Source organism: Pseudomonas sp. THAF187a (assembly GCF_009363395.1).
Taxonomy (GTDB): domain Bacteria; phylum Pseudomonadota; class Gammaproteobacteria; order Pseudomonadales; family Pseudomonadaceae; genus Aquipseudomonas; species Aquipseudomonas khazarica.
On record NZ_CP045349.1, the window covers coordinates 428,721 to 454,584 of the forward strand.

General features: G+C 65.5%; 20 protein-coding genes. 10 read left to right on the forward strand and 10 right to left on the reverse strand.

Features of this window, described 5'->3' with window-relative positions:
• Nucleotides 1-98: 98 nt before the first annotated feature.
• Nucleotides 99-665 carry an ADP compounds hydrolase NudE gene (gene nudE, locus FIV02_RS02040; RefSeq protein ID WP_037050162.1) on the forward strand — a complete coding sequence of 189 codons (567 nt, stop codon included), beginning with the start codon at nucleotides 99-101 and terminating at the stop codon, nucleotides 663-665.
• The gene (cysQ, locus tag FIV02_RS02045; protein ID WP_152487644.1) at nucleotides 662-1,486 is read left to right on the forward strand and encodes a 3'(2'),5'-bisphosphate nucleotidase CysQ; all 825 of its coding nucleotides are present in this window, start codon (nucleotides 662-664) and stop codon (nucleotides 1,484-1,486) included. Before nudE ends, cysQ begins: the two co-directional genes overlap by 4 nt.
• Nucleotides 1,487-1,707: 221 nt before the next feature.
• Here the strand turns inward: cysQ and FIV02_RS02050 are convergent, their stop codons facing one another.
• The 8 genes from FIV02_RS02050 to gshB all read right to left on the reverse strand — a co-directional run bounded on the left by FIV02_RS02050 (nucleotide 1,708) and on the right by gshB (nucleotide 9,746).
• Nucleotides 1,708-3,615: a beta-ketoacyl synthase gene (locus tag FIV02_RS02050; protein ID WP_152487645.1), complete on the reverse strand. Its 1,908-nt coding sequence runs from the start codon at nucleotides 3,613-3,615 to the stop codon at nucleotides 1,708-1,710.
• A 259-nt stretch (nucleotides 3,616-3,874) separates the two neighbouring features.
• Entirely contained in the window at nucleotides 3,875-5,146 is a 1,272-nt protein-coding gene (locus FIV02_RS02055) for a dihydroorotase (protein WP_152487646.1), read from the reverse strand.
• Entirely contained in the window at nucleotides 5,146-6,153 is a 1,008-nt protein-coding gene (locus tag FIV02_RS02060; protein ID WP_037050152.1) for an aspartate carbamoyltransferase catalytic subunit, read from the reverse strand. The genes FIV02_RS02055 and FIV02_RS02060 overlap by 1 nt, the downstream gene beginning before the upstream one ends.
• 10 nt (nucleotides 6,154-6,163) lie before the next feature.
• Nucleotides 6,164-6,667 (reverse strand): bifunctional pyr operon transcriptional regulator/uracil phosphoribosyltransferase PyrR, encoded by a 504-nt coding sequence (gene pyrR / locus FIV02_RS02065; protein WP_134678176.1) that lies wholly within the window; start codon nucleotides 6,665-6,667, stop codon nucleotides 6,164-6,166.
• 73 nt (nucleotides 6,668-6,740) lie between these two features.
• Nucleotides 6,741-7,178, reverse strand: a complete 438-nt coding sequence (gene ruvX / locus FIV02_RS02070) for a Holliday junction resolvase RuvX (protein WP_134678179.1) — start codon at nucleotides 7,176-7,178, stop codon at nucleotides 6,741-6,743.
• Nucleotides 7,175-7,744, reverse strand: coding sequence for a YqgE/AlgH family protein (locus FIV02_RS02075; RefSeq protein ID WP_037050146.1), 570 nt, complete (start codon nucleotides 7,742-7,744; stop codon nucleotides 7,175-7,177). The genes ruvX and FIV02_RS02075 overlap by 4 nt, the downstream gene beginning before the upstream one ends.
• Before the next feature lie 60 nt (nucleotides 7,745-7,804).
• Nucleotides 7,805-8,701, reverse strand: a complete 897-nt coding sequence (locus FIV02_RS02080) for an energy transducer TonB (protein ID WP_047585600.1) — start codon at nucleotides 8,699-8,701, stop codon at nucleotides 7,805-7,807.
• A gap of 88 nt (nucleotides 8,702-8,789) precedes the next feature.
• Nucleotides 8,790-9,746, reverse strand: a complete 957-nt coding sequence (gene gshB, locus FIV02_RS02085) for a glutathione synthase (RefSeq protein WP_037050142.1) — start codon at nucleotides 9,744-9,746, stop codon at nucleotides 8,790-8,792.
• A gap of 241 nt (nucleotides 9,747-9,987) precedes the next feature.
• Here gshB and pilG point away from each other — a divergent pair, with 241 nt between their 5' ends.
• From pilG to FIV02_RS02125, 8 genes are all read left to right on the forward strand, one after another.
• Nucleotides 9,988-10,395, forward strand: coding sequence for a twitching motility response regulator PilG (gene pilG / locus FIV02_RS02090; protein WP_152487647.1), 408 nt, complete (start codon nucleotides 9,988-9,990; stop codon nucleotides 10,393-10,395).
• A gap of 47 nt (nucleotides 10,396-10,442) precedes the next feature.
• On the forward strand, nucleotides 10,443-10,808 hold the full coding sequence (gene pilH / locus FIV02_RS02095; protein ID WP_004373130.1) for a twitching motility response regulator PilH: 366 nt from the start codon (nucleotides 10,443-10,445) through the stop codon (nucleotides 10,806-10,808).
• Nucleotides 10,809-10,852: 44 nt separating this feature from the next.
• A complete protein-coding gene (locus FIV02_RS02100; protein WP_037050140.1) occupies nucleotides 10,853-11,389 on the forward strand; it encodes a chemotaxis protein CheW in 537 nt (178 codons plus the stop codon).
• 84 nt (nucleotides 11,390-11,473) lie between these two features.
• On the forward strand, nucleotides 11,474-13,510 hold the full coding sequence (locus FIV02_RS02105) for a methyl-accepting chemotaxis protein (protein WP_037050137.1): 2,037 nt from the start codon (nucleotides 11,474-11,476) through the stop codon (nucleotides 13,508-13,510).
• A 60-nt stretch (nucleotides 13,511-13,570) separates the two neighbouring features.
• Nucleotides 13,571-14,431, forward strand: coding sequence for a protein-glutamate O-methyltransferase (locus tag FIV02_RS02110; RefSeq protein ID WP_037050283.1), 861 nt, complete (start codon nucleotides 13,571-13,573; stop codon nucleotides 14,429-14,431).
• Between the two features lie 25 nt (nucleotides 14,432-14,456).
• On the forward strand, nucleotides 14,457-21,755 hold the full coding sequence (locus tag FIV02_RS02115) for an Hpt domain-containing protein (RefSeq protein WP_152487648.1): 7,299 nt from the start codon (nucleotides 14,457-14,459) through the stop codon (nucleotides 21,753-21,755).
• A complete protein-coding gene (locus FIV02_RS02120; protein WP_152487649.1) occupies nucleotides 21,752-22,771 on the forward strand; it encodes a chemotaxis protein CheB in 1,020 nt (339 codons plus the stop codon). Before FIV02_RS02115 ends, FIV02_RS02120 begins: the two co-directional genes overlap by 4 nt.
• Nucleotides 22,772-22,801: 30 nt before the next feature.
• Nucleotides 22,802-23,272: a chemotaxis protein CheW gene (locus FIV02_RS02125; protein WP_047589664.1), complete on the forward strand. Its 471-nt coding sequence runs from the start codon at nucleotides 22,802-22,804 to the stop codon at nucleotides 23,270-23,272.
• 82 nt (nucleotides 23,273-23,354) lie between these two features.
• Here FIV02_RS02125 and FIV02_RS02130 read toward each other — a convergent pair whose 3' ends face one another.
• Together FIV02_RS02130 and FIV02_RS02135 are read right to left on the reverse strand one after the other, a co-directional pair.
• On the reverse strand, nucleotides 23,355-24,845 hold the full coding sequence (locus FIV02_RS02130; RefSeq protein ID WP_152487650.1) for a sodium:alanine symporter family protein: 1,491 nt from the start codon (nucleotides 24,843-24,845) through the stop codon (nucleotides 23,355-23,357).
• 208 nt (nucleotides 24,846-25,053) lie between these two features.
• Entirely contained in the window at nucleotides 25,054-25,779 is a 726-nt protein-coding gene (locus FIV02_RS02135) for a 16S rRNA (uracil(1498)-N(3))-methyltransferase (protein WP_152487651.1), read from the reverse strand.
• Nucleotides 25,780-25,864 lie beyond the last annotated feature (85 nt).

The following is a 25,864-nucleotide window of genomic DNA, read 5'->3' on the forward strand; positions in this document are numbered from 1 at the left end:
AATCCGTCGACCTGTTTCGCCTTGATGCAATCTCGGCCAGGGACAATGACAAAAGCCGCTGTATGATAACCGACCAGGTCACGCCAAGGAGTCAGCCCATGCGTCAGAAGCCCACGGTACTCGCCCGTGAAATAGTCGCCAGCAGTCGTCTGTTTCGTGTCGAGGAAGTGCAGTTGCGCTTCTCCAACGGCGCGGAGCGCACCTACGAACGTCTGGTCGGCAAGGGCTCGGGCTATGGTGCGGTGATGGTGGTGGCGATGCTCGATGCCGAGCATGCGGTGCTGGTGGAGGAATACTGCGGCGGTACCGACGACTACCAGCTGTCGCTGCCCAAGGGCCTGATCGAACCGGGTGAGGACGTGCTGGTGGCGGCCAACCGCGAGCTCAAGGAGGAGGCGGGTTTTGGCGCTCACGAGCTGGAATACATCACCGAGCTGAGCCTGTCCCCCGGTTACATGAGCCAGAAGATCCAGGTGGTGCTGGCGCGCAACCTGTTCGAGGAGCGCCTGCCCGGCGACGAGCCGGAGCCGATGCGGGTAGACCGCATCAGCCTGCGCGAGCTGTCGAGCCTGGCCCGGCATGAGCAGTTCAGCGAGGGGCGTGCCCTGGCGGCGCTGTATCTGGTGCGTGATCTGTTGAGCGCACGCGGGGAGTTCAGCCTGTGAGCCATCCTCTCGTTCCGCGGGTGATCGAACTGGTACGCGCCGCCGGTGCGGCGACCCTGCCGTACTGGCGCAGTGGCGTCGCGGTGACGGAGAAGGCCGATGCCTCGCCGGTGACCGCTGCCGACCTGGCCGCGCACCACATTCTCGCCGACGGACTGAAGGCCCTGGCGCCGGACATTCCGGTGCTGTCCGAGGAAGCCGCTGACATCCCCCTGAGCGAGCGCTCGGCCTGGACGCGCTGGTGGCTGGTCGACCCGCTGGACGGTACCAAGGAGTTCATCGCCGGCTCCGAGGAATTCACCGTCAATGTCGCGCTGATCGAGCAGGGCCGCGTGGTGTTCGGCGTGGTCGGCATCCCGGCCAATGGCCGCTGCTACCACGGTGGTGCCGGCCTGGGTGCCTGGTGCAGCGACGTGGCGGGTGACGAGCGCCCGATCAGCGTTCGCCTGACGCCGGCACGGGGCTTTACCCTGGTGGCCAGCAAGCGCCATTCGAGCCCGGCACAGGAAACCTTGCTCGCGGGCTTGACCGCCCGTTTCGGCGCGCCGCAGCTGGCCAATATCGGCAGCTCGCTGAAGTTCTGCCTGCTGGCCGAAGGCAACGCCGATTGCTACCCACGTCTGGCGCCCACCTCGCAGTGGGACACGGCGGCAGCGCAGGGCGTGCTGGAGGGGGCGGGGGGCGAGGTGCTCAATCTGGCCGGCGAGGCACTGACCTACGAAGCGCGTGAGTCCTTCCTCAACCCGTCGTTCCTGGCGCTACCGGCCGCGGCCGAGTGGCGTGGCGAGCTGATCGAGCTGGCGCGCGATCTGGAAGGTTGAGGCATCTTCTGCCGGAGTGGCGGCTGCACCCGCCCTACGTGAGGGCGCGGCGGCGATGCGCTGCGACGACGGGGAATCGCGGCTGAAGCCGCTCCTACCTGGCGTGTCTCTGGCGGGGAGTGGCGGGTTGTACCCGCCCTACCTGAGGCTGCAGGGCGTGGCCGTGGGAGGCGCTTCAGCGGCGACTTGCGCGGCGAAAGCCACTCCCCGGGGCATCACGCTCAGTCGAGCATGTCGCTGTAGCGCTCGTCCTTCCTGAACACCAGCGGCTGGTCGAAACCGGGCACCTTCACTTCGTCGCGGGTGATGGAGATCGCCTGGTCGTCGATCATGTCGTTGCCGAAGTTGTAGATGATGTCCAGTTTGCCCTGCAGCGCCTGGCTGTCGTAGGCCGCTGCCGCAGTGCGCGTGCCCTCGCGGCGCGCCAGGTAGGCGTCGAAGGCGGCCTGGCCGTGGCGTTTGCGCAGCATGCGCTCGGTCACGTGCGGGGCCAGCACCAGGGCGCTGGCGTTGTTGCCGCCGAAGCCCTTGGAGTTGATGAAGGCCACGTCCAGTGCCTGCTCGCCGACCTTGCGGTCTTCGGTGGACAGGCTCAGGTGCTTCTGGTGCACGTCGTCGGCCACCGCGTCGATGGTCTTCAGGCCGGGCACGATGCCGTACTTGAAGGCGCCGAGTGCAGCGATCACCTGGTCACCGCTGGCGGTGGCCAGGGAGTGGCCGACGAAGGCCTTCACCGCAGTGATCGGCCACTGCTCGATGCCGAAGGCCTCGGCGACGCGGTCGAGGATTTCCGACTCGGTGACGCGGTTGGCCGGGGTGCTGGAACCGTGCGCGTGAACGAAGCTGCGCTGCTGCACGGCATCCAGCCCCAGCAGCTGCACGGCGCTGGCCACGGCCTTGGCCACGGTCAGGTAGTTGCCCGGGCCTGGGGCGGAAATCGACTTCTTGAAACCGTCGGCGTTGATGAACACATCCGGCACCGCGCCGTGGATCTCGGCACCCAGCTCCAGGGCCAGTGCGTCGTCCATCAGCACCACGAACTGGCAGGCCTCGGCCAGGGTGAAACCGCAGTTGGCACCGAACGGGCGGCTGGCGCGGCGGAAGTCGACGCTGTCGCGGCCTTCGAGCTGGCGCAGGCCATCCTCGGTGGCCAGTGCGCCCATGGCGCCGTAGCCTTCGATGCACTCCTGGTTGATCGGTGCCTCGCTGCTGCCGACGATCACCACGCGGGCCTTGCCGCTGGCGATCTGCTCGATGCCTTTCTGCAGGTTGTAGAGGAAGGTGGCGCAGGCGCCGGTGATGCTGCCGGTGGTGCCGACGCTGCCGAGCACGTAGGCGTTGATGAAGTCGGCTGGCATGGTGTTCAGGCCCAGGGCCAACTGCTTGGCGGTGACGCGGCCACCCTTGAGGCGCGACTGCATCATGCCGCCGAAACCGTTTTCGTCGAGCTGGCTCATGATGCAGCTGGCGAACACGGCGATTTCGTCCGGCGCGACGTGCTGGACGATGCGCTGCCAGTCGATACCCACCGAACGCAGCGCATCGGTGACGCCGACCACGGTCATGGCCAGGCCGCGTGGGTGGAAGCGCGAGTTGTACAGTTCGCTCGGCTCGAAGCCGGTGGGCAGTTGCCCGGCGGATTTCACGGCCAGCGGGCGGTAGCTGTCGACCTTGAATTCGCAGCTGTCGTGCAGGGTGACGCGTACGTCGTTGCCGTCGAGCGCTTCCAGCGACCAGTTGGCCGGCAAGGGTTCGGGCAGCTGCTTGCGCTGGGTGACGAAGCTCAGGGCCGTGCCGTTGGCAGGCGCGACGCCGATGTTCTTGTGCCAGTGGGCGGCATCCGGATCGAGGTGCTGCTTCTCGATACGGCGGACCAGCGTGCCGGCGAGGATCTGCTCGGCGTAGCGGCTTTCGATGTCTGCCAGGCTCAGTGGCTGGCCGTCCTGGTCCCGGTACTGGCCATCGACCACGCGCACCAGTTTCATCATCTGCGCCAGACCAGCCAGCGTCTCCTGGCGGGCCTGGGGCTGCAGCGACTCTTGTACGGTGCGACGGAAACCATGGTGGAAGGAGCTGCGCCCGGCTGCGTTGTAACCCCCAAAACCCACGATCACAGGTAAGCGCGACATAACTCAAAAGCTCCTGAACAAGGCCAGCGCGACGCCAGGCCGGCGCCTTGGGCGCGGGCGGGAGTCATAGGGCGGTGGCGTTTGGAAAATCTCGGCTGCCTAACCTGACGTGGATCATGACTGTCGAGTCACTCATTCGTCCAATGTCGTGGCGCGGGCAAGGCATCTCGCGGATGAGACAGGCCGTGTTCAGGGCGATGCGTGGGGGGCGGGTGCGCCCCGCGAGGCGCGCGCCCGCCGGGTGGCGGGCGCGGAGGGCTCAGCTCTGGTAGCTGATGTGACCATCAACCAGCGTATAGCGCACTGCCGCAGGCAGGCTGTGGTCGAGGAAGGGGCAGTTCCTGCCCTTGGAGTACCAGCGCTCGCCAGCCAGGGTCGAGGCCTGCGGGTCGAACAGCACGATATCCGCGGCGCTGCCGACGGCCAGTTGCCCGGCAGGCAGGCGCAGTGCGCTGGCCGGTCCGCTGGACAGGCGTGCGAGCAGTGTCGGCAGGTCCAGCAGGCCATCCTGCACCAGCGTCATGGCCAGCGGCAGCAGCAGTTGCACGCTGCTGATGCCCGGCTCGGTGGCGGCGAAGGGCGCCAGCTTGGCATCGCGCTCGTGCGGCTGGTGATGACTGGCGATGGCGGAGATCACGCCGGCCTTGAGCGCCTCGCGCAGACCGTCGCGGTCCTTGCCGGAGCGCAGCGGCGGTTGCACGTGGTAGAGGCTGGAGAAGTCGATCAGTGCCTCGTCGGTCAGCAGCAGCTGGTACAGCGCCACGTCCGCCGTCACCGGCAGGCCACGGGCCTGGGCGGCGGCGATCAGCTCGGCACCACGGGCGCTGGTGATCTGGCTGAAGTGCGCGCGCACGCCGCTCTGTTCCACCAGCAGCAGGTCGCGGGCCAGGGCCACGGTTTCGGCGCTTTCCGGGATGCCGGCCAGGCCGAGGAAACTGGCGGTGGGGCCCTCGTGGGCCAGGCCGCCTTCGGCCAGGTCGAAGTCCTGCGAGTGGAAGATCACCTGCAGGTCGAAGGTCGCGGCGTATTCCAGCGCGCGGCGCAGGGTGCGGCTGTTGCGGAAGTTGTCCAGGCCGTTGCCGAAGGCCACGCAGCCGGTGTCGCGCAGGGCCACCAGCTCCGCCAGCTGTTCGCCGGCCAGGTTCTTGCTCAGCGCGCCGATGGGGAACACCTTGGTGTGCCCGGCCTCGCGGGCGCGGTCGAGAATCAGCTCGGCCACCGCCGGGGTGTCCAGCACGGGTTTGGTGAACGGCGGGCAGCACAGGCTGGTGACGCCACCGGCAGCCGCAGCCAGGGTCTCCGTGGCGATGCTGCCCTTGCGGCTGTAGCCGGGTTCGCGCAGCGCCACGGACAGGTCGACCAGGCCGGGGGCGGCGACCAGTCCCTGGGCGTCGAGGGTCTTGTCGGCAGTGAAGCCGGCGGGCGCCTGGCCAATGGCGACCAGCTTGCCGCCGTCGAGGTACAGGTCGCTGACCCGATCCAGGCCGCTGCTGGGGTCGATCACGCGGGCGCCGAGGATTGCGGTACGCATCAGTTGGCCTCCTCGGCGTTGAGTTGACGTTGCGCGTTCTGCCCGCTCATGGCCATGGACAGCACGGCCATGCGGATGGCGATGCCGTAGGTGACCTGGTTGAGAATTACCGATTGCGGGCCGTCGGCCACCGCCGACTCGATCTCCACGCCGCGGTTGATCGGCCCCGGGTGCATCACCAGGGCATCGGGCCTGGCCAGGGCCAGGCGCTGCTCGGTCAGGCCGAACAGGCGGTAGAACTCGCCTTCGCTGGGCAGCAGGCCGCCCTGCATGCGTTCGCGCTGCAGGCGCAGCATGATCACCACGTCGACGTCCTTGAGGCCTTCGTCGGCATCGCTGAACACGCGCACGCCGTAGCTCTCCTCCAGGCCGATGGGCAGCAGGGTCTTCGGCGCGATCACGCGGATGTCCGGGCAGCCCAGGGTCTTCAGGGCGAGCATGTTGGAGCGCGCCACCCGCGAATGCAGGATGTCGCCGACGATGGCCACCGAAAGGTTCTCGAAGCTGCCCTTGTGCCGGCGAATGGTGAGCATGTCGAGCATGCCCTGGGTCGGGTGGGCGTGACGACCGTCACCGCCGTTGATGATCGCCAGGTTCGGGCACACGTGCTCGGCGATGAAGTGGGCGGCGCCGGAGTCGGAGTGGCGCACGACGAAGATGTCGGCGGCCATGGCCTCGAGGTTGCGCAGGGTGTCGAACAGGGTTTCGCCCTTGCTGGTCGAGCTGGTCGACACATTGAGGCTGATGACGTCAGCCGACAGGCGCTGGGCAGCCAGTTCGAAGGTGGTGCGGGTGCGCGTGGAGTTCTCGAAGAACACGTTGCACACGGTCTTGCCGCGCAGCAGCGGGACCTTCTTCACCGCACGCGCGCCGACCTCGAGGAAGGAGTCGGCGGTGTCGAGGATTTCGGTCAGCAGCTCGCGGGGCAAACCGTCGAGCGAGAGGAAATGGCACAGCTGGCCTTGGTCATTGAGCTGCAGCGGGCGCTTGGCGGCGAGTGGCGTCATCGCGGGGGTCTCAGTTGGCGAGCGTCTGGAGTTCGAGGGTCAGGGGCGTGGGGCCGGATAATTTTACCCGCTCGTTGGCCGCCAGTGACAGGGTGGCGCCGACCACATCGGGGCGAATCGGCAGTTCACGGGCGTTGAGGTCGAGCAGGCTGACCAGGGTCACGCTGGCCGGGCGGCCGTAGTCGAACAGTTCGTTCAGGGCGGCGCGAATGGTGCGGCCGCTCATCAGCACGTCGTCGATCAGCACCAGGTGCTGGCCTTCGATCTCGAATGGCAGCTCGGAGGGCTGCACCTGCGGGTGCAGGCCGTTCTGGGTGAAGTCGTCGCGGTAGAAGGAGACGTCGAGGATGCCCAGCGCGTCCTCGCGGCCGAGTGCCTGGAGCAGGGCCTGGGCGACCCAGACGCCGCCAGTGCGGATGCCGATGAAGCGTGGCTCACTGATCTGCCGCTGGTTGAGGTGCTGGGTCAGGGCGCTGGCCATGGCCGGCAGCAGGTCGTTGGGGTTCGGTAGCATGGCGAAACTCCTTGATTAAACGGCTGCTGAGAGCGTGAGCGAGGCTGCCGAGCGCCGGCAGCGCAACCGGTTCTCAGCCCGTGCAGTTTTCCTCCAGCCAGCCCTGCAGCAACAGGGCGGCGGCAATGGCGTCGACGGGGCGCTCGCGGTAGCCGCCGCTCTGGCCCTCGCGCAGGCGCTGGCCCTTGGCCTCGAAGGTGGTCAGGCGCTCGTCGTGGGTGTAGGCCGGCAGGTTGAAGCGGCCGTTGAGGCGGCGCGCGAACTTTTCCGCACGGGCGCTCATCTCGCTGGGCGTGCCGTCCATGTTCAGCGGCAGGCCGACCACCACGGCGTCGGGCTGCCACTCCTTGATCAATGCTTCCACGCGGTTCCAGTCCGGCACGCCGTTCTGAGCCTTGAGCACGCACAGTTCACGGGCCTGGCCGGTGATCATCTGGCCGACGGCGACGCCGATCTGCTTGCTGCCGTAGTCGAAGCCCAGCAGCAGGCGCAGTGGTTTGTCGCTCATCAGGCGTGGCCCGCCTGCGAGGTAAGCAGGCTGAGATTGACGCCCAGGCGTGCGGCGGCGGCATTCAGGCGCTGGTCGTAAGGCAGGTCGAAGAGAATGCTGCTGTCGGCCGGGCAGGTCAGCCAGGCGTTGTCGACCAGCTCGGCCTCCAGCTGCCCGGCGTCCCAGCCGGCGTAGCCCAGGGTGATCAGGTACTTGTCCGGGCCGCTGCCGTCGGCGATGGCGAAGAGCACGTCCTGCGAGGTGGACAGGCCCAGTTCGCCAAGCTCCAGGGTGGCCTGGAACTGCGGGCCGGCGGGGTGGAGGACGAAGCCGCGGTCGGTCTGCACCGGGCCGCCGGCGAAGATCGGCAGGCTGTGGCACAGCGCGGCGGGCTCCTCGTCCGGGCGCAACTGCTCCAGGACGTCGGCCAGGTTGAGGCCGTTGGGCTTGTTGATCACCAGACCCATCGCGCCCTGGTCGTTGTGCTCGACCAGGTAGGTCACGGTCTGCGCGAAGTTCGGATCGGCCATGTGCGGCATGGCGATCAGGAAATGGTGCTTGAGCGAGGTCGGGGCTGATGTGTTCATGACGCCTAGTTTGGAGCGGCTGGCGACAAGCTACAAGCGCGGCATCGTCCCGGCGCGGGGTCAGTTGCTCGACAGCCGGTCGCCGCGCTCGAAGCGCCAGGTGCGGATGATTTCCAGGCGGTCGATATCGGCCAGGTCGCCGGTGAACGGGGCGTAGGGCGCAGCCAGGCGCACGATGCGCTGGGCTGCCTGGTCGAGTTCGGCATGGCCCGACGACTCCAGTATCTGCACCTCGTAGAGGCTGCCGTCGCGGTTGATCGACACCAGCAGGCGCAGGCTGCCGTAGATGCGCTTGCGGCGCGCCTCGTCCGGGTAGTTGAGGTTGCCGATGCGCTCGACCTTCTTGCGCCACTCGTCCTTGTACCAGGCGCCCTTGTCACGCATGGTCGAGGCGGCGTTGAGGCGATGGATCTTCGGGCGTTTCGCGTACTGCTGGACTTCCTGGGCCAGTTCGGCCTCGAGGCTGGCGATCTCCGCCGACAGCTGCGCGGAGTCGAAGACCGGCGCCGGGCGCGTGTCCGGCACCGGCTTGGCTTCCTCGCGCTTGACCGGGGTCTTCTGCTGTTGCGGCGCACGCGTGGCCACCGCCGCCTTGGGCGCTTCCTGGCGGGTGGCGGGTTGCTGCGGGGTGGCTGGCGGCGTGACCTTGCGTACTTCGCTGTCCTGGAACGGCGCCTGCTCCGTGGTCTTGGGGGCGGCGACGTGTTCCAGGGTGCCGCTGCCCTGCTGGTTGTCCTGGGCGAGGAAGTCGGCCTCCTTGGGCTTTTCATCGCTCTTGAAGGTGGACAGGGTGATTTCCAGCGTCTTGCTGATGTCCGGTGGCGACTCCAGGCCGAAGCCGATGCCGAGAATCAGCGCCACGTGCAGCGCAGCGGCGAGAAACAGGGTGAACCCCAGGCGATCCGCCGGACGGACGGTGGCGGAGGTGGTGGGCGGTGGGGTGGCTGCTGCGTTCATCGCGTTTCGGGTCTGCTTTCGAATGTCGCGCAGTCTGCCGGGTCGGGGTGTGCGCCTGCAAGTTGCAGGCGCCAGGCTGCCACCTGCGTCAAGCTTTTAGGCCGCGTTTGCTCGCGATGCAGTCCATCAGGCGATCGCCGATGCGGGTATCGAAGGCCGCATCGATCTCGCGGATGCAGGTGGGGCTGGTGACGTTGATTTCCGTCAGGTGCTCGCCGATCACGTCGAGTCCGACGAAGATCAGCCCCCTGTCGCGCAGGCTCGGGCCCACTGCCGCGGCGATCTCGCGGTCACGCTCGGTCAGCGGGCGTGCCTCGCCCCGGCCACCGGCCGCGAGGTTGCCGCGGGTCTCGCCGGCGGCGGGGATGCGCGCCAGGCAGTAGGGCACCGGTTCACCGTCGATCATCAGGATGCGCTTGTCGCCTTCCTTGATGGCTGGCAGATAACCTTGCGCCATGATCTGCTGTTGGCCATGCTGAGTGAGGGTTTCCAGAATCACCGAGAGGTTGGGATCGCCCTCGCGATGGCGAAATATCTGCGATCCGCCCATGCCATCCAGGGGTTTGAGAATGATGTCACGGTGCTGTATCGCAAACTCGCGCAGAATGTCGGGGCGCCGACTGACCAGGGTCGGCGGTGTGTATTGGGGAAACAGGGTAGCGAAGAATTTTTCGTTGCAGTCGCGCAGGCTCTGAGGTCGATTCACCACCAGTACGCCGTCACGTTCGGCCTGCTCGAGCAGATAGGTGGAGTAGACGAATTCATTGTCGAAGGGCGGGTCCTTGCGCATCAGGATCACGTCCAGCTCGGCGAGCTGCATGTCCTGTTCCGTACCAAGGGTGAACCACTTTTGCGGGTCGTTGAATACTTCCAGCGGCCGCAAGCGGGCTCTGGCCTGGCCCTGGGCCTGGTAGAGATCCTGCTGTTCCATGTAGAACAGCGACCAGCCGCGTGCTTGAGCGGCCAGCAGCATGGCCAGCGAGCTGTCCTTCTTGAAGGAGATGCTGGCAATCGGATCCATGACGATCCCGAGACGAAGGCTCATGGGGAAAATCTCCGCGAGATAAAGGGTGAAGGCCGGGTTGGCCGTACCGAACAATGGCTGTCAGGGTGGCGTCGGCCGGGGCCTTGGTCAAGGGCCGGTGCTGCCCTGGCGGCCTTATAGATTGCATGTGGAGAGTGTGCTAAAAAGGCCCGACGATTGGGGCAAGACCAATCGGCGACTGGGCCTCAGGCATACTGATAACGCGAATATAACGACTCACCGAGGCGATGGTAGGGCGAACATGGAACAGCATTCCGAGGGTTTGAAAGTGATGGTGATCGACGATTCGAAAACGATTCGTCGCACCGCGGAAACTCTGCTGAAAAAAGTGGGTTGTGATGTCATCACCGCGGTCGATGGCTTCGATGCCCTGGCCAAGATTGCCGACACTCACCCGAGCATCATCTTTGTCGACATCATGATGCCGCGTCTCGATGGGTATCAGACCTGTGCCCTGATCAAGAACAACAGTGCTTTCAAGTCCACCCCGGTGATCATGCTGTCCTCCAAGGACGGTCTGTTCGACAAGGCCAAGGGGCGGATCGTCGGTTCCGATCAATATCTGACCAAGCCCTTCAGCAAGGAAGAGCTGCTCGGAGCGATCAAAGCCCACGTGCCGGACTTCTCCCCGGTAGAACAAGCCTCCTGACGTGTCGGCCTGCAGGGCCGTACGCCTCTTCTGTATTGGGAAACACCATGGCTCGAATTCTGATTGTTGATGACTCACCGACCGAGATGTACAAGCTGACGGCCATGCTGGAAAAGCATGGCCATCAGGTGCTGAAGGCGGAAAACGGCGCCGATGGCGTTGCCCTGGCTCGCCAGGAGAAACCGGATGCGGTGCTGATGGATATCGTCATGCCCGGGCTCAATGGTTTTCAGGCGACTCGTCAGCTGACCAAGGACGCCGAAACCAGCCACATCCCGGTGATCATCGTCACCACCAAGGATCAGGAAACCGACAAGGTCTGGGGCAAGCGCCAAGGCGCCAAGGACTACCTGACCAAGCCGGTTGACGAAGAGACCTTGCTGAAAACCCTCAATGCGGTACTGGCCGGCTGATGCCGGGCAGGTCGCGAAGCAGATAAGAAAAGGCCAAGGCCGGCATGGCGGACGTGCAGACTCCATTCCAGATTCTCCTCGAGATCGACCAGCGTTGCCGAGCCCTGGCGGCCGGCTTGCCGTCGCAGCAGACGGCGGTGCAGACCTGGAGCGGCATCGGCTTTCGCATGGGCGAGCGATTCTTCGTCGCGCCGATGGGGGAGGTGGGTGAGGTGTTGCACGAGCCACGCTACACCCTGCTGCCGGGTGTGAAAGGCTGGGTCAAAGGGGTGGCCAACGTGCGTGGCCGCCTGTTGCCGGTGATGGACCTGTGCGGGTTCTTCGGCAGCGAACTGTCGCCGCTGCGCAAGCTGCGACGCGTGCTGGTGGTCGACCACCAGGAGATCTTCGCCGGCCTGACGGTCGACGAGGTCTTCGGCATGCAACATTTTCCCGTGGATGCGTTTTCAGAACAGCTGCCGCCTCTCGAGGCGAGCATTGCACCGTTCATTCACGGAGTCTTTCAGCGAGAACAGCCTTGGTTGGTATTCAGCCCGCATGCGTTGGCGGCCGATCAGGGGTTTCTCGATGTTGCCTACTAACAGAAATTCGGTTGGGTCGGTTCTTCCGGCCCTTTGGCGTTACATGGGAACCGTAGTGCGGTCGGTCCAGGCGGGGGCCAGATAATGAAAAAACTCAATACAGGCAATTTGTTGGTCGGGGCACGCAGCAGCACGCTGATCGCGGCGCTGTTCGTCGTGCTCATCGTCTCCATCGTGCTGTTGTTCGCGAACTTCGCCTACATCAACACCCAATCCAACTACGATACCGAGTACATCGGCCACTCCGGTGAGCTGCGCGTACTCTCCCAGCGTATCGCCAAGAACGCCACGGAAGCGGCGGCAGGTACTGCCGAGGCCTTCGGCCTGTTGCGCGATGCGCGCAACGACTTCCAGCAGCGCTGGGGCTACCTGACCGACGGCGACGCCGCCAGCGGCCTGCCGCCGGCGCCTGAGGCCGTACAGCCGCAGATGGCCACGGTACAGCAGGACTGGGACAGCCTGCGGCAGAACACCGATGCCATTCTCGCCAGTGAGCAGACCGTACTGTCGCTGCACCAGGTAGCCGCCACCCTGGCGGAAACCATTCCGCAGCTGCAGGTCGAGTACGAGGAAGTGGTCGACATCCTGCTGGAAAGTGGTGCGCCGGCCGCGCAGGTTTCCGTGGCCCAGCGTCAGTCGCTGCTGGCAGAACGTATCCTGGGTTCGGTGAACAAGGTACTGGCGGGTGACGAAGACTCGGTGCAGGCCGCTGACATGTTCGGCCGCGACGCCAGCCTGTTCGGCCGCGTACTGGCTGCGATGCTCGAGGGCAACGCGGCGATGGAAATCACCCAGGTGACCGACGAGGAGGCTCTCGAGCGTCTGGCGGAGATTTCCGAGCTGTTCGAATTCGTATCCGGTTCGGTGGACGAGATTCTCGAAACCTCGCCGGAACTGTTCCAGGTGCGTGAATCGGCGAACTCCATCTTCACCGTTTCCCAGACCCTGCTGGACAAGGCATCCGATCTGGCCGGCGGCTTCGAAGACCTGGCCGACGGCCGTGCCATGAACACCCTGTTCGGCTACGTGCTGGGTGCCCTGGCGCTGGCTGCGATCATCCTCATCGGTCTGGTGATGGTGCGTGAGACCAACCGCCGTCTCGCTGAAACCGCCGAGAAGAACGAGCGTAACCAGGCGGCGATTCTGCGACTGCTCGATGAGATCGCCGACCTCGCCGACGGTGACCTGACCGTGGCCGCGACGGTAACCGAGGACTTCACCGGTGCCATCGCCGACTCCATCAACTACTCCATCGACCAGTTGCGCGACCTGGTAGCGACCATCAACCTGACCGCCGTTCAGGTAGCCGGTGCTGCCCAGGAAACCCAGGCCACGGCGATGCACCTGGCCGAGGCTTCCGAGCACCAGGCCCAGGAAATCGCCGGTGCCTCCGCGGCGATCAACGAAATGGCCGTGTCGATTGACCAGGTATCGGCGAACGCCAGCGAATCGTCCGCGGTAGCGGAACGTTCGGTAGCCATCGCCAACAAGGGTAACGAGGTCGTACACAACACCATCACCGGCATGGATAACATCCGTGAGCAGATCCAGGACACCTCGAAGCGGATCAAGCGCCTCGGTGAATCGTCCCAGGAGATCGGTGACATCGTTAGCCTGATTAACGACATTGCCGACCAGACCAACATCCTCGCACTGAACGCCGCGATCCAGGCCTCCATGGCCGGTGACGCAGGCCGAGGCTTCGCGGTGGTAGCGGACGAGGTACAGCGCCTTGCAGAACGTTCCTCTGCGGCGACCAAGCAGATCGAAGCGCTGGTGAAAACCATTCAGACCGACACCAACGAAGCCGTTATCTCCATGGAGCAGACGACCTCCGAAGTGGTGCGCGGTGCACGCCTGGCGCAGGACGCCGGTGTGGCACTGGAAGAGATCGAGAAGGTATCGAAGACCCTCGCGGCCCTCATCCAGAACATCTCCAACGCTGCCCGTCAGCAGGCCTCGTCGGCTGGTCACATCTCCAACACCATGAACGTGATTCAGGAAATCACCTCGCAGACGTCCTCGGGTACCACCGCCACCGCGAAGAGCATTGGTAACCTGGCCAAGATGGCCAGTGAGATGCGCAAGTCGGTGTCTGGCTTCACCCTCCCGGACGCCTGATAAAGGAGTGCGGAGGCTGGCTGCAGCCTCCGCGACATAGCCATGACCCAGGGCGAAGGTATGCAGTCAGCGGGCGTATGGGCATTGCGCCCAGTGACCGACATGTCGCAAGCCGATTTCCACGACTGGCAGACGCTGCTCGAAGCGCGTACCGGTGTGGTGATCAGCGAACAGCGACGTGCCTTTCTGCAGACCAACCTGAGTGCGCGGATGCGCGAGTTGGGCGTCACGGACTACGCCAGTTACTACCGACAGGTCACCGATGGCCCCCGTGGCGCGGTGGAGTGGTCGACCCTGCTGGATCGTCTGACCGTGCAGGAAACCCGCTTCTTTCGCCATCAGCCGTCGTTCGAGGTGCTCGCGCAGTATCTGCAGGAGCGCCTGGCCGCCGGGCTGAGCAAACCCTGGGAGTTGTGGAGCGTGGGTTGCTCCAGTGGTGAGGAGCCCTATTCGCTGGCCATCCAGGCCGCCGAAACCTTGCAGGGCAGTGAGTTGCCGGAGCATTTCGCGGTCACCGGTACCGATATCAGTCAGGGTGCGTTGAGCCGGGCGCGTGAAGCCAGTTACTCGGCGCGGCGCCTGGAACAGGTGGGTGATGAACTGCGTGAACGCTACTTTCTCGCGCAGGCAGACGGACGTTTCAAGGTAGTACCGAGCCTGGCAGCTCGCGTGTGTTGCGCCAGGCTCAATGTGCTGGAACTGGCCAAGGCGCCAATGTCCGGCATGGATGTGATTTTTTGTCAGAACTTGCTGATCTATTTCCGCCGCTGGCGTCGCCGCGACATCCTCAACCGCCTGGCCGAAAGCCTGGCGCCGGGTGGCCTGCTGGTCGTAGGTGTGGGCGAAGTAGCCGGTTGGCAGCACCCGCACCTGGTGCCGGTGGCCGACGAGCGAGTTCTGGCGTTTACCCGCAAGGGATAAGGCCAAGTTTATGAGTGGAGTGGCTATGGGTGATCGGCATGATTATGTCGCCCTGGAGTGGGTAAAAGGCGAGATCGGGGAAACCCTGAAGCAGGCGCGGCAGGCCCTGGAGGCGTTCGTCGAGAACCCGCAGGACCCCACGCGCATGCGCTTCTGCCTGACCTACGTGCACCAGGTTCACGGCACCTTGCAGATGGTCGAGTTCTACGGCGCTGCGCTGCTCGCCGAAGAGATGGAGCAACTGGCCAAGGCACTGATGGAAGGCCGCGTCGCCAACCAGGGCGAAGCTCTGGAAGTGCTGATGCAGGCGATCCTGCAGCTGCCGGTCTACCTCGACCGCATCCAGACCGCCCGTCGCGACCTGCCGATGGTCGTGCTGCCACTGCTCAACGACCTGCGCGCCGCCCGTGGCGAAAAGCTGCTGTCGGAAACCAGCCTGTTCTCCCCGGACATGTCCGTCCGCCTGCCGGCGCTGCCGGAGGGTGGCCTGGCGCGTCTGCGTACCGCCGAACTGCCGGTGCTGCTGCGCAAGCTGCGGCAGATGCTGCAGATGGCGCTGGTCGGCGTCATCCGCAACCAGGACCTGGCCACCAACCTCGGCTACATGGCGCGGGTCTTCGCCCGTCTGGAGAACCTGTGCAAGGACGCCCCGCTGGGCGGCCTGTGGCAGATCGCCTCCGGCCTGATCGAAGGGCTGGCCAATGGCAGCGTGGTCAACGGCACCTCGGTGCGCACCCTGCTGCGCCAGGTCGACAAGGAGCTCAAGCGCCTGGTCGAGGAAGGTGCTGATGGCATCAACCAGTCCGCTCCCGACGAACTGACCAAGAACCTGCTGTTCTATGTGGCCAAGGCGCCGGCGCAATCGCCGCGCATCCGTAGCCTGAAGGCGCAGTACCGCCTCGACGATGCCCTGCCCGATACCGAGGTGGTGGACGAAGAGCGTGCCCGTCTGGCTGGCCCCGACCGCGATGCCATGCGCTCGGTGGTGGCGGCACTGTGCGAGGAACTGGTGCGGGTCAAGGACAGCCTCGACCTGTTCGTGCGCAGCGACCGCAGCCGTCCGGGTGAGCTGGATGCCCTGCTGGCCCCGCTGAAGCAGATCGCCGATACCCTCGCGGTGCTTGGTTTCGGCCAGCCGCGCAAGGTCATTCTCGACCAGATCGACGTGATCCATGCGCTGTCCCTCGGCCAGCGCGAACCGAACGACGCGGTGCTGATGGACGTGGCTGGCGCGCTGCTCTACGTCGAAGCGACGCTGGCCGGCATGGTCGGCCCGGTCGATGACAGCCAGAACGAGCAGAGCCACCTGCCGACCACCGATGTCGGGCAGATTCACCAGCTCGTCATCAAGGAAGCGCGCAATGGCCTGGAGCAGGCCAAGGACGCGATCATCGAGTTCATTGCCTCGCAGTGGAACCACGAACACCTGGCGCGCGTGCCCGAGCTGCTGACCCAGGTCCGTGGTGGCCTGGCAATGATTCCGCTGCAGCGCGCCGCCGACCTGCTCAATGCCTGCAACCGCTACATTCAGGAGCAGTTGCTGGCACGCAAGGCCGTGCCCAACTGGCAGAGCCTGGATACCCTGGCCGACGCCATCACCAGCGTCGAGTACTACCTCGAGCGTCTGGCCGAAGACCATGGCACTCAGGGCGATCTGATCCTCGACGTTGCCGAGGAAAGTCTGGAGACCCTGGGCTATCCGCTCAAGGAAAAGCCTTCGATTCTCGACCGTGTCGAGCCGGAGGAAGAAACCCTGGCGCCACTGGCCGACCCGCTGCAGGAAATCGAACTTCTTGGTGCCGAGGACGAACTGCTGGAAGAGCCGCTGGCCGAGACCGCGCCCCAGCTCGACGAGATCGACGAGCAGCCCGCCGAGGCACCGGCCGATCTGGAATTGCTGGAGAGCGACGCGGAGCTGCCGGTCGCCGCTGATTCCGCTGACGGCTTCACCTTCGAACTGGCGGAGCTCGATGAGCTGCCGTCGCTGCAGGACGACGAGCTTGCCCCTGCCGCGCTGATCGAGATCGAGGCGGAACCTGAGCTGGAAGAGCTGAGCCTCGAGCAACTGAGCGAGACGCCGCAGTGGGACGAGCTGGAACTGGCCGACCTGGAGCTGCCGGAAGTCGAACTGCCCAGCGCGCCCGAGGTTGCGCCGCCAGCCGCCGAGGCGGAGGCGGACAAGCCGCTGTCGATGGCCGATGTGATGGCCGCACCGGTACAGGCGATCAACCCGCCTGCCGCCGACGTTCCGCCCAGCCTGCTGCCGCCGCCTGCCGACGAGGAGCCGGTGGACGAGGAGCTGCTGGAAGTCTTCATCGAAGAAGCCGGCGAAGTGCTGGAAACCATCGCCGAGTACCTGCCGCAGTGGCAGGCCGATACCGACAACAAGGATGCGCTGATCGAAGTGCGGCGCGCCTTCCACACCCTCAAGGGCAGCGGGCGCATGGTGCGCGCGCTGGTCATCGGGGAGCTGGCCTGGTCCATCGAGAACCTGCTCAACCGTGTTCTGGATCGCAGCATCGAGCCCGCTGCACCGGTGCAGCAGGTCGTGCTCGATGTCGTCGCCCTGATGCCGGCACTGGTCGAGGAGTTCGCCGCCAAGGCCCAGCGTCAGCGCGATGATGTCGACCTGCTGGCCGCCACGGCGCACGCCCTGGCCAAGGGGCAAACGCCCCCAAAATCTGAAGCCCCGGCCGCTCCGCAGGTAGCCGAGCCCGTGGGCGTAACCGAAGCTACCGCCGCCGTCGAGCAGGCCCCGGTCGTCGTGGATCAGGACCTCGATGGCGAGCCCCTCGATCCTCAGCTGCTGGAGATCTTCCGCAACGAGGCCGAGACTCATCTGGATACCCTGGTCGGCTTCCTCGCCGATTGTGCGCAGGAGTTGCCGCAACCGGTAACCGACGACCTGCAGCGCGCCCTGCACACGCTCAAGGGCAGCGCCTACATGGCCGGCATTCTCCCCGTGGCGGAAATCGCCGCGCCGCTGGAGAAGCTGGTCAAGGAATTCAAGACCAACCTGATTCAGGTCGACCTCGCCGCTGCGGAACTGCTGAGCAGTGCCGAGGGGCTGTTCCGCATCGGCCTGGACAACCTGGAAAGCCAGCCACTGGCAGCGATTCCCGGTGCCGAGGCATTCCTTGCCCGGGTCCAGGCACTGCATCAGGATCGCCTCGCCAGTGCCGAGGACGAGCGCAGCGGAGAAAGCGGCGAGAGTCGTGATCCGCAACTGATCAGCATCTTCCTCGCCGAAGGCATGGACATCCTGCTGGATGCCGAGGACCTGCTGCGCAAGTGGCGCGAGCACCCCTCCGAGCGCCAGGAGCTGTCCGCGCTGCTGGAAGAGCTGACGACCCTGGGGCGTGGCGCGGAAATGGCCGAACTGCCGCAGATCGACGAGCTCTGCGAAGCCTTGCTCGACCTCTATGGCGCCGTCGAGGAAGGCAGCCTGGCCGTCAGCGAGCGTTTCTTCGACGAGGCAGAGAAAGCCCACGAAGCGCTGATCGGCATGATGGACCAGGTGGCCGCCGCGCTGCAGGTCAGCCCTCAGCCCGAGCGTGTTGAGGCGCTGCGTCAGTTGCTGGCCGAGGCCATCGACCCGAACACCCTGGCGTTGCTGTCGCCCGATGTCGAAGGTCTGGAAGTCGTCGAGCTGGACCAGGCCACTGCCGAACTCGAGCAGGCCGAACAGTCGACCGCGAGCGAGGAGCCCGGCGAGCCGCAGCTGGCCGAGGCGTCGTTCGAGACCATCGAGGCCGAGCCAGTGCCTGAAGAGCAGACGAGCTTCAGCCCGGCCGATGCCGAACTCGACGAGGAGATGGTCGAGATCTTCCTCGAAGAAGCCGTCGACATTCTGGAAAGCGCGGGACAGGCGCTGGAGCGCTGGCTGAGCGAGCCGGACAACACCATGCCGCTGTCGTCGCTGCAGCGTGACCTGCACACCCTCAAGGGTGGTGCGCGCATGGCCTCGATTCGTCCGATAGGCGACCTGGGTCATGAGCTGGAATCCCTGTACGAGGGCCTGGTCGACCGTCGCTACAACCATTCACCGGCGCTGGGTAACTTGCTGCAGCAGAGCCACGACCGTCTGGCGCAGATGCTCGACCAGTTGCAGGCGCGCCAGCCGCTGGTTTCCGGCGATGACCTGATCCAGGCGATCCGTCAGTTCCGCCAGGGCGGCCCGGCGCAGAGCCTGTCGGCAGCCGTTGCCCAGGTCGAGGCGCCGACGCTCGACGAACAACCGGCCAGCGAGGCTGACGAACCACTCGAGTTCGATCTCGCTGGCGATGACACGCCGCCTCTGGCCCTGGTCGAGGACGACGTCGTTGTCGACGAGATCATCGACGTACCGCTCGAAGACAACCTGCCGCTCGTCGACGAAGTGGAGCTGGAGCTGCCTGAGGAGCCGCAGGTCGAGACTGTTGCTGAGCCCGAGCCCGAGCCCGAGCCCGAGCCCGAGCCGGAACCTGCGCCTGCACCAGCACCGCAGGTCGTGGACAGCTGGCACGAGGAACGCGATCCCGAGCTGGTGGAGATCTTCCTCGAGGAAGGCTTCGACATCATCGAAAGCGCGGGCGCAGCCCTGCAGCGCTGGATGGGCGATGTCGACAACAGCCTGGAGCTGGAAGCCCTGCAGCGCGATCTGCACACCCTCAAGGGTGGTGCGCGCATGGCCGAGATTCGCGAAATCGGCGATCTGGCCCATGAGCTCGAATTCCTCTACGAAGGTCTCGGCGGCGGCCGTCTGCGTGCCAGCCCGGAACTCTTCACCCTGCTGCAGGCCTGTCATGACCGCCTGGCCGAGATGCTGGAAGCGGTGCGTGGCCAGCGTGCGGTGCCCTCGGGCGAGGACCTGATCGATACGATCAAACGCTTCCGCGCCAATCCTGACGAACAACTGAGCATGCCGTCGGCCGTTCAGCTCAAGGCCGTGGTCGAGAGCGACGACGCCGATGAGGCGGACAGCGACATTCTCGACATCTTCCTCGAAGAGGGCGATGACCTGCTCGAGGCGATGGAAACGGCTATCGGGCGCTGGGAAGATCAGCGCGAGGACAGTGCGCCGATCGACGAGATGCTGCGCATCCTGCACACCCTCAAGGGCGGTGCGCGCCTGGCTGGACAGAAGCGCCTGGGCGACATGAGCCACGACCTCGAACAGCATCTGAGTGAGGCGTTGCAGCAGGGCGCACCGTGGCCGGAAAGCCTGTTCCTCGATGTGCAGTCCGGTTTCGAAGGCCTGCAGCAGGAACTCGACCTGCTGCGCCAGCGCCTCAGTGCCAGCCTGGCCGATGAGCCGGCTGCCGCGCCGGTCGAACCGGTTGAGGTTGCCACGCTGCCGGTGCAGAGCAGTGCGCCGATCGTCGCCGCCAGCGACGCGCCGACGCAGCTGCAGGCACCCAAGGTCCTGCCGTTCGTGCGCCGGGCCGAAGAGGCGGCTGCCGAGGCTGCCGCGCGCCGCGCGCCGCAGGAACTGGTCAAGGTTCCTGCCGAGTTGCTCGAAGGGCTGGTCAACCTGGCCGGTGAGACCTCGATCTTCCGCGGCCGTGTCGAGCAGCAGGTCAGTGACGTGAGCTTCACCCTGAGCGAGATGGAAGCGACCATCGACCGTGTGCGTGACCAGCTGCGTCGTCTCGACACCGAGACCCAGGCGCAGATTCTCAGCCGCTACCAGGCCGAGGCCGAACGTGCCGGCTACGAGGATTTCGACCCGCTGGAAATGGACCGTCACTCGCAGCTGCAGCAGCTCTCGCGTGCGCTGTTCGAGTCCGCGTCCGACTTGCTCGACCTGAAGGAAACCCTGGCCGCGAAGAACCGCGACGCCGAGACCCTGCTGCTGCAACAGGCACGGGTCAACACCGAGTTGCAGGAAGGCCTGATGCGTACGCGCATGGTGCCCTTCGACCGTCTGGTCCCGCGCCTGCGGCGCATTGTCCGGCAGGTGGCCGGCGAGCTCGGCAAGCAGGTGGAATTCGTCGTCGGCAACGCCGAGGGGGAAATGGACCGTACCGTGCTCGAACGTATCGTCGCGCCGCTGGAGCACATGCTGCGCAACGCTGTCGACCACGGGATCGAAGTGGCTGATGTACGCCGCGCGGCAGGCAAGCCGGACGCCGGCACCATCCGCCTGAATCTGGGGCGCGAGGGCGGTGATATCGTCCTCACGCTGGATGATGATGGCGGTGGTATCCGTCTGGAAGCCGTGCGCCGCAAGGCCATCGAACGTGGCCTGATGGACGCCGACAGCGATCTGAGCGATCACGAGATCCTGCAGTTCATCCTCGAGGCCGGTTTCTCCACGGCGGAGAAGGTCACGCAGATTTCCGGACGCGGCGTCGGCATGGACGTGGTGCACTCCGAGGTCAAGCAGCTCGGCGGCTCGATGAGCATCGACTCGACCCTGGGCCAGGGCACGCGCTTCACCATCCGCCTGCCGTTCACCGTGTCGGTCAACCGCGCGCTGATGGTGTACTCGGGCGAGGACCTGTACGCCATTCCGTTGAACACCATCGAAGGTATCGTGCGCGTTTCGCCTTACGAGCTGGAGGCCTACTACGCCCCGGATGCGCCGCGCTTCGAGTACGCCGGCCAGGCCTACGAGCTGAAGTACCTCGGTGACCTGCTGAACAATGGCCAGCAGCCCAAGCTGGTGGGCCAGAGCCTGCCGCTGCCGGTGATCCTGGTGCGCTCCAGCGAGCATGCCGTGGCCGTGCAGGTCGACAGCCTGGCTGGTTCGCGCGAGATCGTGGTGAAGAGCCTCGGCCCGCAGTTCGCCGGGGTGCACGGCATCTCCGGTGCGACCATCCTCGGTGACGGACGCGTGGTGGTCATTCTCGACCTGCTGGCGACCATCCGCGTGCTGCACGCGCACCTGCAGAATCAGCTGCTGCCGCGCCTGGCTTCGCGCCAGGTGGCGATCAGCGAAGAGGTCGAAGTCGACCGGCCGACGCTGGTCATGGTGGTGGACGACTCGGTCACCGTGCGCAAGGTCACCAGCCGTCTGCTCGAGCGTAACGGCATGAACGTGGTCACTGCCAAGGACGGGGTGGATGCCATCGCCCAGCTGCAGGAACACAAGCCGGACATCATGCTGCTGGACATCGAGATGCCGCGCATGGACGGCTTCGAGGTGGCGACCCTGGTGCGCCACGATGAACGCCTGAAGGACCTGCCGATCATCATGATCACCTCGCGTACCGGTGAAAAACACCGTGAGCGGGCGATGTCCATCGGCGTCAACCAGTACCTCGGCAAGCCCTACCAGGAGTCCTTGCTGCTCGAAACCATCGCTCAGTTGGTGGATAGCCATCAGGTCAAGCGGACATGACAGAGAAATCCCTCGCGCGCATTGCGGTCATCGCCGACACCTCGCTGCAGCGTCATGTGCTGCAGCAGGCGCTGGCAGGTGGTGGTTACCAGGTGGTGCTCAACAGCGATCCGGCGCGTCTCGACGAGGATGCCCTGGCCGCTTGCGAGACCGACCTGTGGCTGGTGGACCTGGCCCAGTCGGACGATTCGCCGCTGGTCGACAGCCTGCTGGAGCGCGCCAGCGCGCCGGTGTTGTTCGGCGAGGGGCATGCCCCTGAACGTCAGTCCGAAAACTATCCGCGCTGGGAGCGCAGCCTGTTCGGCAAGCTCAAGCGTCTGGTCGGGGACCCGGCCCAGGCCGTTGGCCCCAGCCTGCAGGCCCTGCTGGACGAAGCGCAGCGGCCGACCCGTCTCGAGCTGCCGCAGGCGCTGGCCGAGACGCCGCTGAAGGCTGGCGAACCGGCGCGTCAGGTCTGGTTGCTGGCGGCCTCGCTGGGCGGTCCGGCGGCGGTGAAAGCCTTTCTCGATGCGCTGCCAGGTGGCCTGCCCATCGGCTTCATCTACGCCCAGCACATCGACGCCAGCTTCGAAGCGGCATTGCCGCAGGCCGTCGGGCGGCACAGCCAGTGGCACGTCAATCCGGCACGCCAGGGCGACCCGGTGCGCTGTGGCGAGGTGGTGGTGGTGCCGATCGCCAGCGAGCTGGGTTTCGACGATCAGGGCGCCATGCAGATCGCCGAGCGCGGCTGGCCGGAGCCCTACAGCCCCTCCATCGACCAGATGATGCTCAATCTGGCGCAACAGTTCGGCGCCCAGTGTGGCGTCATCGTCTTCAGTGGCATGGGCAGCGACGGCAGTGCCGCCGCCGCGTACGTCAAACGCCAGGGCGGGGTGATCTGGACCCAGCGCGGCGACAGCTGCGCCTGCCCGAGCATGCCCGACAGCCTGCGCGAGGGTGGCTACAGCAGCTTCAGCGCCGACCCGCGCGAGCTGGCCGTGGCCCTGGTCAATCACCTTGCCGAACATTGCAGTTGATCGGGGTTTGCCCCCGTATAGGACGTTTTCATGAGTCAAGCCGTCGCCACCCAGAACAGTGCAGCCAACCTCACCGGGTTGCTGGTGCCGCTGGCCGACCGCACCCTGCTGCTACCCAACGTGGCGGTCGCCGAGCTGATTCCCTATCGCGCGCCCCAGGTGAGCGAAGGTGCGCCGGCGTGGTTTCTCGGCCAGATCGCCTGGCGTGACCTGAGCCTGCCGCTGTTCTCCTTCGAGGCCGCCAGTGGTGGCCAGGCGCAGGTCGCCAGCGGAGCGCGGGTCGCGGTGATCAACGCACTGGGCGGTCGCCCCAAGGTCAAGTTCATTGCCTTGCTGGTGCAGGGCATTCCCCGCTCGCTGAAGGTCGGCAGTGACCTGGCTGCGGCCGATGTCGAGCTGGCGCCGCTCGAGCTGGGCGCCGCACGCATTGCCGATGAGGTGGTGCGGATTCCGGATCTGGTGGCCCTGGAGCAGATGCTGGACGATGCCGGCCTGATCTGAGTCGCGCTGCAAGGCGCAGCAGGCCCCAACGAAAAAGCCCCGGCACATGGCCGGGGCTTTTTTATGCCGTCAGCGAGCGCAATCAGCGCTGCGCGTTAGCCTCTGCAGCTTCGGCTTTCTTTTCTTCTTCCAGATTGTCTTCCGAGGTGTGGCTACCCCAGTAGTCGGCGTTCTTGATGCCGAGTTTTTCCGGGTGGAACACCGGGTCCTTGCCTTCGTCCTGCTGTTGCTCGTAGTCCTTCAGGCACTTGTAGGCGATCTTGTGCATGAGCACGATGGCGATGATGTTCAGCCAGGCCATCAGGCCCACGCCGAGGTCACCCAGGTCCCAGGCAACGGTGGCGCTGCGCACGGTGCCGTATACGGTGGCCGCGATGATGCCGAACTTCAGCAGCAGGGTGAGGATCGGACGCTTCACCTTGCGGTTGATGTAGGCAATGTTGGTTTCGGCGATGTAGTAGTAGGCCAGGATGGTGGTGAAGGCGAAGAAGAACAGGGCGATGGCAACGAAGGCGTTACCGAAGCCGGGCATCATGTTCTCCATCGCGGTCTGCACGTAGCCCGGGCCGGCGGCGACGCCAGCGATACCGGTGAACAGCGCGCTGCCATCGGGAGCCTGTACGTTGTACTGACCGGTGATCAGCAGCATGAAGGCAGTCGCCGAGCAGACGAACAGGGTGTCGATGTAGACCGAGAAGCCCTGTACCAGGCCCTGCTTGGCCGGGTGGCTGACGGCTGCCGCGGAGGAGGCGTGCGGGCCGGTGCCCTGACCTGCTTCGTTGGAGTAGACGCCGCGCTTCACGCCCCACTGGATAGCCATGCCGATGATGGCACCGAAACCGGCTTCGAGGCCGAAGGCGCTACGGAAGATCAGAGCGATCACTTCCGGCAGCTTTTCGATGTTCAGCAGGATGATCACCAGGGCGACCAGGATGTAGCCCAGCGCCATGAACGGCACCACCACCTGGGTGAAGTGCGCGATACGCTTGACGCCACCGAAGATGATCAGGCCGATCAGGACGGCGAGCAGGGCAGCGGTCACGTTCGGGTCGATGCCGAATGCGGTTTGCGCGCTGGAGGCGATGGAGTTGGCCTGTACGCCCGGCAGCAGCAGGCCGCAGGCGAACACGGTGACCACGGCGAACAGCCAGGCGTACCACTTCAGACCCAGGCCCTTCTCGATGTAGAAGGCCGGGCCACCACGGTATTCACCGTTGAGCTTTTCCTTGTACACCTGGCCGAGGGTGGACTCGACGAACGCCGAGCTGGCGCCGAGGAAGGCAACCATCCACATCCAGAAGATCGCACCCGGGCCGCCGAAGGTGATGGCGGTGGCCACACCGGCGATGTTGCCGGTACCGACGCGACCGGCGAGGGTCATGGTCAGTGCTTGGAAGGAGGAGATGCCGTGCTCATCGGTCTTGCCGGTGAACATCAGGCGGATCATTTCTTTGAAGTGGCGGACCTGGAGGAAGCGGCCGCGAAGGGAGAAGTAGAGACCAACGCCGAGACATAGATAGATCAGCGCCGGGCTCCAGACCAGACCGTTGAGGGTCGAGACCAGTTCGTTCATGCAATGCTCCTGGGCATGCGGCCGCCTTTTGGGCGGGGCCGAAGCCCGTTGATTTGTTATTGGAAGAGGAACGACGCAGCGGGGCGCCGGCCTCGGCCGGGCGCAGGTCGCTGGTAAAGCAGGTCGCGCACGCGGCGCGCAGAGCATGACAAAGACTGCTCGGCTTGCAATCTCTTGAGGTCACATTTTGTTACGCCAAGGCGACATTTTACGCCTGGAGGTCGCCCCACAGCTGCTGGGCGACGCTCAGGGCCACCACTGGCGCCGTTTCCGTGCGCAGAACGCGCGGTCCCAGGCGTGCTGCGTGGAAGCCGGCTTGCATGGCCTGCTCCACTTCCGCATCGCTCAAGCCGCCTTCCGGCCCGATCAGGAAGGCCAGATCGTCTGGCCGCTCATGGCTCTGCAGCGGTGCGGCGACCGGGTGCAGCACCAGCTTCAGATCGGCTTCGGTCTGTTGCAGCCAGGCGGCCAGCTCCAGCGGTGGGTGGATCACCGGCAGCACCGAGCGGCCGCACTGTTCGCAGGCGCTGATCGCCACCTGGCGCCAGTGGGCCATGCGCTTGTCGGCCCGTTCGTCCTTCAGGCGCACTTCGCAGCGCGTCGAGACGATGGGGGTGATTTCCGTCGCGCCCATCTCGGTGGCTTTCTGGATCGCCCAGTCCATGCGTTCGCCGCGTGACAGGCCTTGCCCGAGGTGAATGCGCAGCGCGGACTCGGCCAGGCCATCGAGGGCCTCACGCAGCTCCACGCGCACGCTTTTCTTGCCCACCTCGATCAGCTCGCCCAGGTACTCGCAGCCACTGCCGTCGAACAGCTGCACGGCATCGCCCACGGCATGACGCAGCACCCGGCCGATGTAGTGCGCCTGGGCCTCGGGCAGCTCGTGCTGGCCGAGGGAGAGCGGGGCGTCGATGAAGAAGCGGGATAGGCGCATATGAATAGCTACTGAGCGACAAGTTCGAAGCGGCAAGTGTAAAGCACTGCGCCTCTGCGCTGTTACTTGCCGCTGGCCGTCGTCG

What these genes read in the sequence shown, in the direction of transcription:
- FIV02_RS02120 (WP_152487649.1), top strand. Translation starts at nt 21,752, where the DNA reads ATGACAGAGAAATCCCTCGCGCGCATTGCGGTCATCGCCGACACCTCG.
- FIV02_RS02060 (WP_037050152.1), bottom strand. Translation starts at nt 6,153, where the DNA reads ATGACGCCACTCGCCGCCAAGCGCCCGCTGCAGCTCAATGACCAAGGC.
- FIV02_RS02115 (WP_152487648.1), top strand. Translation starts at nt 14,457, where the DNA reads ATGGGTGATCGGCATGATTATGTCGCCCTGGAGTGGGTAAAAGGCGAG.
- FIV02_RS02110 (WP_037050283.1), top strand. Translation starts at nt 13,571, where the DNA reads ATGCAGTCAGCGGGCGTATGGGCATTGCGCCCAGTGACCGACATGTCG.
- FIV02_RS02050 (WP_152487645.1), bottom strand. Translation starts at nt 3,615, where the DNA reads ATGTCGCGCTTACCTGTGATCGTGGGTTTTGGGGGTTACAACGCAGCC.
- pilH (WP_004373130.1), top strand. Translation starts at nt 10,443, where the DNA reads ATGGCTCGAATTCTGATTGTTGATGACTCACCGACCGAGATGTACAAG.
- FIV02_RS02055 (WP_152487646.1), bottom strand. Translation starts at nt 5,146, where the DNA reads ATGCGTACCGCAATCCTCGGCGCCCGCGTGATCGACCCCAGCAGCGGC.
- nudE (WP_037050162.1), top strand. Translation starts at nt 99, where the DNA reads ATGCGTCAGAAGCCCACGGTACTCGCCCGTGAAATAGTCGCCAGCAGT.
- FIV02_RS02125 (WP_047589664.1), top strand. Translation starts at nt 22,802, where the DNA reads ATGAGTCAAGCCGTCGCCACCCAGAACAGTGCAGCCAACCTCACCGGG.
- FIV02_RS02135 (WP_152487651.1), bottom strand. Translation starts at nt 25,779, where the DNA reads ATGCGCCTATCCCGCTTCTTCATCGACGCCCCGCTCTCCCTCGGCCAG.
- FIV02_RS02080 (WP_047585600.1), bottom strand. Translation starts at nt 8,701, where the DNA reads ATGAACGCAGCAGCCACCCCACCGCCCACCACCTCCGCCACCGTCCGT.
- FIV02_RS02130 (WP_152487650.1), bottom strand. Translation starts at nt 24,845, where the DNA reads ATGAACGAACTGGTCTCGACCCTCAACGGTCTGGTCTGGAGCCCGGCG.
- FIV02_RS02100 (WP_037050140.1), top strand. Translation starts at nt 10,853, where the DNA reads ATGGCGGACGTGCAGACTCCATTCCAGATTCTCCTCGAGATCGACCAG.
- pyrR (WP_134678176.1), bottom strand. Translation starts at nt 6,667, where the DNA reads ATGCTACCGAACCCCAACGACCTGCTGCCGGCCATGGCCAGCGCCCTG.
- FIV02_RS02105 (WP_037050137.1), top strand. Translation starts at nt 11,474, where the DNA reads ATGAAAAAACTCAATACAGGCAATTTGTTGGTCGGGGCACGCAGCAGC.
- gshB (WP_037050142.1), bottom strand. Translation starts at nt 9,746, where the DNA reads ATGAGCCTTCGTCTCGGGATCGTCATGGATCCGATTGCCAGCATCTCC.
- FIV02_RS02075 (WP_037050146.1), bottom strand. Translation starts at nt 7,744, where the DNA reads ATGAACACATCAGCCCCGACCTCGCTCAAGCACCATTTCCTGATCGCC.
- pilG (WP_152487647.1), top strand. Translation starts at nt 9,988, where the DNA reads ATGGAACAGCATTCCGAGGGTTTGAAAGTGATGGTGATCGACGATTCG.